The following is a 7,321-nucleotide window of genomic DNA, read 5'->3' on the forward strand; positions in this document are numbered from 1 at the left end:
ATGGATAATGAGACCAATGCCCGCAATCTTCTGTGGTGGTCATTCGGGTTCGCAGTCCTGCTGAACTTGATCGCATCTGTGGCGGACCTGCAAGGTTCTGTTTGGTTTGCGCTCAGAGCCGTCGTCGCGGGAGTGTTCACAGTCGCGCTGGGCTGGTGGATTTTCGAACGCGTTCGACATCGGTAGGGCCGGGGGCTGGGCGGAGAGCACGCGGACGCTTACCGAACTCTTCGTCGAGAGTTGTGTTGCTCGCACGCGCCACCCTGCCGAGGGCTAGCGTGCGGCATGCGGATCCCCTGTGAGATGCGGCAGTTTTTTTGCGACGGTTGTGAGGCAGAGGAGCTTTAGAGCTACGCCAGCGATGCTTCAGCGGGCTGCGATCACAGTGGGTGTGTCGGCAACCTCGGGGTGAGCGGGAGGTCGTCCGCTGGCAGAACTGGCGTGGCGATCTGCGCTCATGGAGGCGAGCCTTCGCCCCGTCGGAAACGTTTGGGTGCGCACGACCTCGTATGACCGTCTCGACCAGAGCGAGAAGTCAGCGGTCAGCTTCTTCCTCGGGATGGCGCAGGCCCAGTTGAGTTGTCATCAGTTGCTCAACGTGTCTTCGTTGGTCCACATCGACACCTACTTGAGAGCCATCGGAAAGCCATCGAAGAAGTCGCGACCAGACCTCCTTGGCTATGACTGGCTCACGGGTACTGCGGTCGTTGTCGAGGCGAAGGGGCGAACTCACGGCTACAGCGACAAGCTAGTGAACGATGCCAAGGCTCAGGCGATGAAGCTGCCTGCTCTTGCCGGTCACTCTTCCACCTCGATCGCGTCAATCGGATGGTCAATCGAGCCCGTGCCAGTTGATCGGCGAGTACTCGGCGCATCTGGGACGTGCCCAGATACAACAAATGCCCCTCCGGTCGAACCGTAACTTTGGCTACCGGGCACCTCGACGACCGCGTCGCAGAGAGACCCGCGTTGGCCGGGGCGGCACGAGCAGGTGGCTTGTTGAACGAAACGTACCGGAGCCCATCAGATGCCGGCTGTCGAGAGTTCGCCGCTCAGCATCTGGCATCTGATGTGCGTTCTGGAAAGATGGACTGATGGGGCGTTCAACGTCGTGGGCTGCCACTCCCGCGAGTCGCAGAGTGATGCAGGCGAATCGCCCGACTGATACCACACCGGAACTGGCAGTGCGTCGACTGCTCCACGCTGCGGGCCTGCGCTATCGCGTGAACTATCGCCCGCTTAGTCATCTGCGGCGAACCGCCGATATTGCCTTTACGCGCCACCGCGCAGCCGTCTTCATCGACGGGTGCTACTGGCATTCTTGCCCGGAACACGGGACCCTCGCCAGGGCCAATCGCGAGTACTGGTCCGCCAAGTTGGAGGAGAACGTAGCGCGAGATGCCGACACCAATAGCCAGCTCACGAAGGCTGGATGGACGGTCATGCGATTTAGGTAACACGAAAAGCCAGAGGATGTCGCGATGCGCGTCATAGCATCGGTGCGATCCATTGAGTAGCCCACCAGGTCCCGTCCCAACACGGAGGAACGTTCGGTGAAGACCATCGTGCTCGATACGAACGAGCTGGCGCGCGATTGGATGCTTGGAGGCCTGAAGTATCAGTTATTTGAGCACCTTCACCACACAGCGACATTTGAGGTCTACATTCCCGCGGTCGTGTTTGAGGAACTCGTCGCCAGCCATGGCCGCGCAGTTAAGAAGATCGAGGCGTCTACCCGTCAGGTCGAGCGTGAGAGACGGCGTTTGGGGCTTGCCCCAATGGGCTCCACGGCGGAATCCTCGCTCGACTATCGCCAATACGTCGAGGAGCAGTTTGATGAGCGGTTGTCATTCACGGTCCTTCCTTGGCCGTCAGTTTCTCACTTCGATCTCGCAATGCGCGCCGTTACCCGCACGCCCCCGTTCAGTGAGAAGGGGACTGGCTATCGAGATGCCCTGATTTGGACGGACGTTGTCGATCTAGCGAGCAACGGTCACGACGTTGCGTTCGTCTCTATGGACAGGGCTTTCGCTGACGAAGACGGTGAGCTCGCGTCTCTGTTGCATGCGGAGATCGACCCGCTGCCCGGATCTGTCGAGCTGGTTCGTGATTTCACAAGTTGGCTTATCGATTCGCTTCCCTGGAACTCGGTAACGGATCTTGCCACAGCGGTTAGCTTGAGTCGCACCTCGGAGTTCTATGACTGGTACCTGAACTCAGATTTTCAGGACGAGCTCGTTCCTACCGTCGAAGATCTCGGCTTCAGGACGCCTCCGACCTCGTTCGAGATCATCGACGTCAGGTGGGACGGTGAGTTCATGCCGATCGAAGGTGCCGTGACTGACGATGAAGGACTAACTCTGGTCGAGTACGACCTAGGGCAATCAGTCGCTTTCCGAGCTGAATTCGAGCACGGGGCTGAACTCGAGTCCGGCTGGTCTGTCAGAGAGGTATCTCATCCGCGCGGATTCGCAGTTGAGGGCTCGATCGACATGAGAGCACGAGTAGCGGTCCTCTACGGCGGCGAGTTCGGTTTCGGCATCGAGCAGTTGTCGTGGCGTCGTGTGGACGGACTAGGCCCCGGGGTCAGTGCCTCACTGGGCCGTTAGCAGTTCAACGGAGGGGGAGTTTGATGAGCTACGTCAGCCGCTTCCCGTGTGGCCGAACATGGGCGCCTCCGTCGCGCAAGATTCGGAGCACGGTGCTCTTACCGACTCCGAAATGCTGCGCGGTTTGAAGCGCGCTGACATTGCCCTGCTCGTAGTAAGCGATGATCAGCGCGCGTAGCCCGTTGGTCAGGCGCGCTCTAGTACGCTGAGATTTCGGGCCTGAATCGGGATGATCGGAAGGTTCGAACTCCTGTCCTCGGGTGTTGAGATTGACCTTCGCCAGCACTACCAGAAGGGGAATCGAAAGAACCCGCGCCCCTCGAGGGTCGCGGGTCCTGCCGTTCCCGGCCCGACCCATGACGATCGTCGACCGGACCCTGGACGCGTGCGCAGTTGCCCTGCGAACGTCATGGAGCGGCATACGCTCGAGCCCGTGACAGAGCGGAGTGCAGGACGGCCTTCCGGTGGACCGTTCATGGTGCTGGGTGCTGTGGGCATCGTCTTCGGCGACATCGGCACGAGCACGTTGTACGCGATGAGCGCGGTGCTCCAGGCGGACACGTCGCGAGGCGACGCCGTCGCGCGGCCGCTCGTCTACGGCATGGTCTCGACCATCGTCTGGTCGATGATGCTGATCGTGACCGTGCTTTACGTGCGCCTGCTCCTCCGTGCCGACAACGACGGCGAGGGTGGTCTGCTCGCGCTGGTCGGGCTGCTGCGCCAGCGGCTGGCGCCAGGTCGGGTGCTGGCCGTGGTGAGCCTGCTCGGCGTCTTCGGCGCGGCGATGTTCCTCGGCGACAGCGTGATCACCCCGGCGATCTCGGTGCTCTCGGCCGCCGAGGGGCTCGAGCTGCTCAACCCGTCGTGGTCGCACGTGGTCGTGCCGTTCGCGTTCGCCGTCCTCGTCGGCCTGTTCGTGATCCAGCGGTTCGGCACCGGCAGGATCGGCAGGCTGTTCGGGCCCGTCATGGTCGTGTGGTTCGCCTCCACGGCGCTCTGGGGAGCGCTCGCCGTCGCGAAGGAGCCCTCGGCGCTCGAGGCGCTCTCGCCGCACTGGATCTTCCTGTACTTCCGCGACGAGCCGCTGATCGCCTTCCTGTCGCTCGGATCCGTCGTCCTGGCGGTCACGGGCGCGGAGGCGTTGTACGCCGACCTCGGGCACTTCGGCCGCCAGGCCATCGCGAGGGCGTGGGTGTTCGTCGTCCTCCCGGCACTCGTGCTCAGCTACCTCGGACAGGCGGCAGCGGTCGCCGGCTCGTCGACGGCCGTGGGCAACCCGTTCTTCGCCATCGTGCCGGGCTGGGCGCGGCTGCCGATGGTGGTCGTGGCGACGCTGGCCACGATCATCGCGTCGCAGGCGGTCATCTCCGGCGCGTTCAGCGTCGTCCACCAGGCGTCGCGGCTCGGCTTCCTGCCGCACCTGCGGACGACCCACACCTCGCGACGACACGCGCGGCAGATCTACCTGCCGGCCGTGAACTGGACGCTCGGCCTCGCCGTCCTGGCGGTCGTCCTCATCTTCCGCAGCTCGGCGTCGCTGGCGTCGGCCTACGGGGTCGCCGTCACGTCGACGATCACCGTGACGACGCTGCTCTACCTCACCTACCGCTGGCGGCGCGACGGCAGGGTGTCGCCGGGGTTCCTGGTGGGCGCGGCCATCCTCCTCGTCGAGCTGGTCTTCCTCGCGGCGAACCTGCCGAAGATCCGTTCCGGCGGCTGGCTCCCACTCGGCATGGGCGCGATCCTGGTGCTGACGATGACGACCTGGCGGGCCGGCCAGCGGCGCATCGAGGCCGCGCGCGCCGACGCCGAGGGACCGGTGGAGGACCTCGTGCCCCGCATCCGCGCGACGCAGGCAGGGCTCGCCCGCGTGCCGGGGACGGCCGTCTACCTGACCCGTGGGCCGGGCGTCGTGCCGATCGCGCTCGACGCGATGCTCGACCTCAACCACGTCCTGCACACCACGACCGTCCTGCTCAGCTGGGAGTCCGTGGACGTGCCCGCGGTCCGGCACGACGAGCGCGTCGTCGTCGACGTCCTGGACGACCCGACCGACGGCATCGTGCACGTGCACGCGACGTTCGGCTACCGCGAGAGGCCCGACCTCCTCGCGGTGCTGGAGCAGGCCATCCCGCTCGCGGAGGGCGAACTCGACCACGTCGACCTCGACCGCGCGATCTACTTCACCTCCGTGCCGGTCGTGAAGTTCAGCCCGCGGTCGGGCATGCCGCGCTGGCGTCAGAGGATCTTCCTCACGCTCGTGCGGCTGAGCCCGGACCCGGTCGACGTCCTGCGGCTGCCGCGCGAGCGCACCATCAGCGTCGGTCGGGAGATGCCGTGGTGAGCTCGAGAGGGTTCGCGTCCGGTGGGTCGAGGCCACCGTCAGGACGCGAGACGACCCGCACGAGCACTGGTCGTGACTGATACTGGCTGGACAGAGCACGGGAGGTCATCGTGAAGATCATCGACGAGGCGGCGTCGCTGACGCGCTGGGGACTCAACCATGCGCTGCCGCGCGTCGGGATCCAGGCCGGGGCGCGTCGCGGCGACCTGCAGGCTCGCCTGATCATGGCGACCTCGACCGGCAGCGACAGCCAGGCAGGGGGAGGCCTGCCGCTCGACCTCTTCGAGGAGGTGCGCGCGAGCGGGGCGCTGCACAAGAGCGCCTTCGCGTACGTCACGGCCACGCACCCGGTCGTCAAGGAGGTGCTCGGCAGCCCCGACGTGCACGCCGGCGTCGACTTCGGCACGGGCGGGCTGCTCGGCCCCGTGCGTCGGTGGGCCGACAGCAGCACCCCCATCGGACCGCTGACGCCGCCGTCGCTGCTGTCCGTCGAGCCGCCCGAGCACACCCGGTACCGCAAGCTCGTGACGCGCGTCTTCTCCGTGAAGGCGGTGCGTGGACTGCAGGACCGGACCCAGGACATCGCCGACCAGCTGCTCGACGACCTCGCCAGCAGCGACGACGAGACCGTCGACCTCGTCGAGCGCTACTGCGCGCTCCTGCCGGTCACGGTCATCGCGGAGATCCTCGGGGTCCCGCACGACCAGCGCGACAAGGTGCTCGAGTTCGGCGAAGGGGCCGCGCCCAGCCTCGACCTCGGGCTCCCGCTGGGACGCTTCCGTGCGGTGGAGCGCTCGCTACGCGCATTCGAGCGCTGGCTCGACGACCACATCGCCGCCGTCCGCCGCGACCCTGGCGACGACCTGCTCAGCCAGCTCGTGCTCGCGCAGGACGACGACGGTGTCGAGCTGACCGACCTCGAGCTCAAGGCGACCGCCGGCCTCGTGCTCGCCGCCGGGTTCGAGACCACCGTGAACCTGCTCGGCAACGGCATCGCCCTGCTCCACGAGCACCCCGAGCAGCTCGAGCTCCTCCAGGAGAAGCCGGACCTGTGGTCGCGTGCGGTCGACGAGGGGCTGCGCTCCGACCCGCCCGTTCTCCTCACCGGCCGCAGCATCGTCAACGACACGGTGCTCGGCGGGCGCGAGGTGCCGCGCGGCTCCGTCGTCACGACGCTGCTCGCGGGCGCCAACCGCGACCCCGACGTGTTCGCCGACCCGCAGCGCTTCGACGTCAGCCGCGAGAACGCCGACCAGCACGTGTCGTTCTCCTCCCAGCTCGTCTGGACGGTTGAGGGTCCCCGGGATCGCCGGGATCCGAGAGGGCACTCGATGAGTCATGTCTCGCCTAAGGCGGCCTTTGGTCAGTGGATCGAGGACGTGCAGGCTTCGGCGCAGCTCCACCCCGGTGTGGAGCATCTGGAGAGCACGCTGGAGCACTTGCGAAGAAGTGCTGTCACGGAGTCGGTCGACCGTCAGTTCGCAGTCTCACGACTCGGTGATCTGGCCCAGGAGTGGCCACTCGGGGCGGTCGAGATCTTGGAGTACGTGCTTCGAGACGCCCGGTGGCCGGAGCTCGAGACCTTGCTGCGGGAGGTCCGGAGCGGAGCGGAGGACTTCCGGCACAGAGATCTCGCACGGCAGGTCCTCGAGGTGTACGACGAGGACTGGCCCGCCGGGGAGATCTATCGGCGGTACAGATGAGCGTCGCTCACCGTGCCGTCGATCGTTGGTGCAGCTCCGCCGATCCTGCTCCGGCGATTCGCCACCGGTCTCCGCGATACTGGCGAATCTCGTCCTGACCCTCGCTGCTCTCGCTCGCCTCCCCATGCCGTGGTGAGGGAGTCGACGCGGCGCGACGTCTAGAGGCGATCGTCGTCCGCCGCCCGAGGCACGGATCTCGGAGTGTCGTGTGCTGCGGAAGTCGTGCGGACGTTTCTCCCAGTTCCGAGGACACGGCGACGAAACCGCTGTTACGTTGCGGGTCGACCACGGTGCCAGGAGCTCCGCCGCGACGCGGCGGTGCACCGCGGTCCTCACCGGCCCCGCAGCCACTTTCTTGGGAGAACTCATGCTTCGTCATGCCATCACGCCTGCCCGCGGGGGAGGGGGACGATCGCGCCGTACGGCCGCGACCGCGCCCCGGTCCCTCGTGAGCGTCGCGACGCTCGTCGCGCTCGTCCTGTCCGCCCTCGCGTTCGGTGCGCTGCCCGCGCAGGCCGAGCCGGAGGCCAAGCCGAAGGTCGCGCTGCTCGCGGCGGACGAGGCCTCCTGGATCGCCGACGTGCAGGACAAGCTCGTCGGCACGGGCGGCTTCTCGGCGGTCGACGCGTTCCCCGTCCAGGGCTGCTCGCTGCCGACCCCGACGT

The 7,321-nt window shown here is 66.3% G+C and carries 6 protein-coding genes; all 6 read left to right on the forward strand.

Going from position 1 to position 7,321, the window contains the following annotated elements; all coding sequences use genetic code 11:
- The gene (locus A6Q79_RS00770) at window positions 1-186 is read left to right on the forward strand and encodes a hypothetical protein (RefSeq protein ID WP_317695398.1); all 186 of its coding nucleotides are present in this window, start codon (window positions 1-3) and stop codon (window positions 184-186) included.
- 908 nt (window positions 187-1,094) lie between these two features.
- Entirely contained in the window at window positions 1,095-1,457 is a 363-nt protein-coding gene (locus A6Q79_RS00775; protein ID WP_083516297.1) for a very short patch repair endonuclease, read from the forward strand.
- A gap of 96 nt (window positions 1,458-1,553) precedes the next feature.
- Entirely contained in the window at window positions 1,554-2,609 is a 1,056-nt protein-coding gene (locus A6Q79_RS00780) for a PIN domain-containing protein (RefSeq protein WP_067855957.1), read from the forward strand.
- Between the two features lie 433 nt (window positions 2,610-3,042).
- Window positions 3,043-4,953, forward strand: a complete 1,911-nt coding sequence (locus A6Q79_RS00785; protein ID WP_286690339.1) for a potassium transporter Kup — start codon at window positions 3,043-3,045, stop codon at window positions 4,951-4,953.
- Between the two features lie 110 nt (window positions 4,954-5,063).
- On the forward strand, window positions 5,064-6,656 hold the full coding sequence (locus tag A6Q79_RS00790) for a cytochrome P450 (RefSeq protein WP_317695409.1): 1,593 nt from the start codon (window positions 5,064-5,066) through the stop codon (window positions 6,654-6,656).
- Window positions 6,657-7,104: 448 nt separating this feature from the next.
- A partial coding sequence (locus A6Q79_RS00795; RefSeq protein WP_317695412.1) for a hypothetical protein occupies window positions 7,105-7,321 on the forward strand: 217 nt, incomplete at its 3' end.

The organism is Aeromicrobium sp. REDSEA-S32_B7 (genome assembly GCF_001626145.1).
GTDB lineage: Bacteria > Actinomycetota > Actinomycetes > Propionibacteriales > Nocardioidaceae > Aeromicrobium > Aeromicrobium erythreum.

Excerpts from the sequence above, each read along its gene's own strand:
- A6Q79_RS00770 (WP_317695398.1), top strand. The coding sequence starts at position 1 with ATGGATAATGAGACCAATGCCCGCAATCTTCTGTGGTGGTCATTCGGG.
- A6Q79_RS00775 (WP_083516297.1), top strand. The coding sequence starts at position 1,095 with ATGGGGCGTTCAACGTCGTGGGCTGCCACTCCCGCGAGTCGCAGAGTG.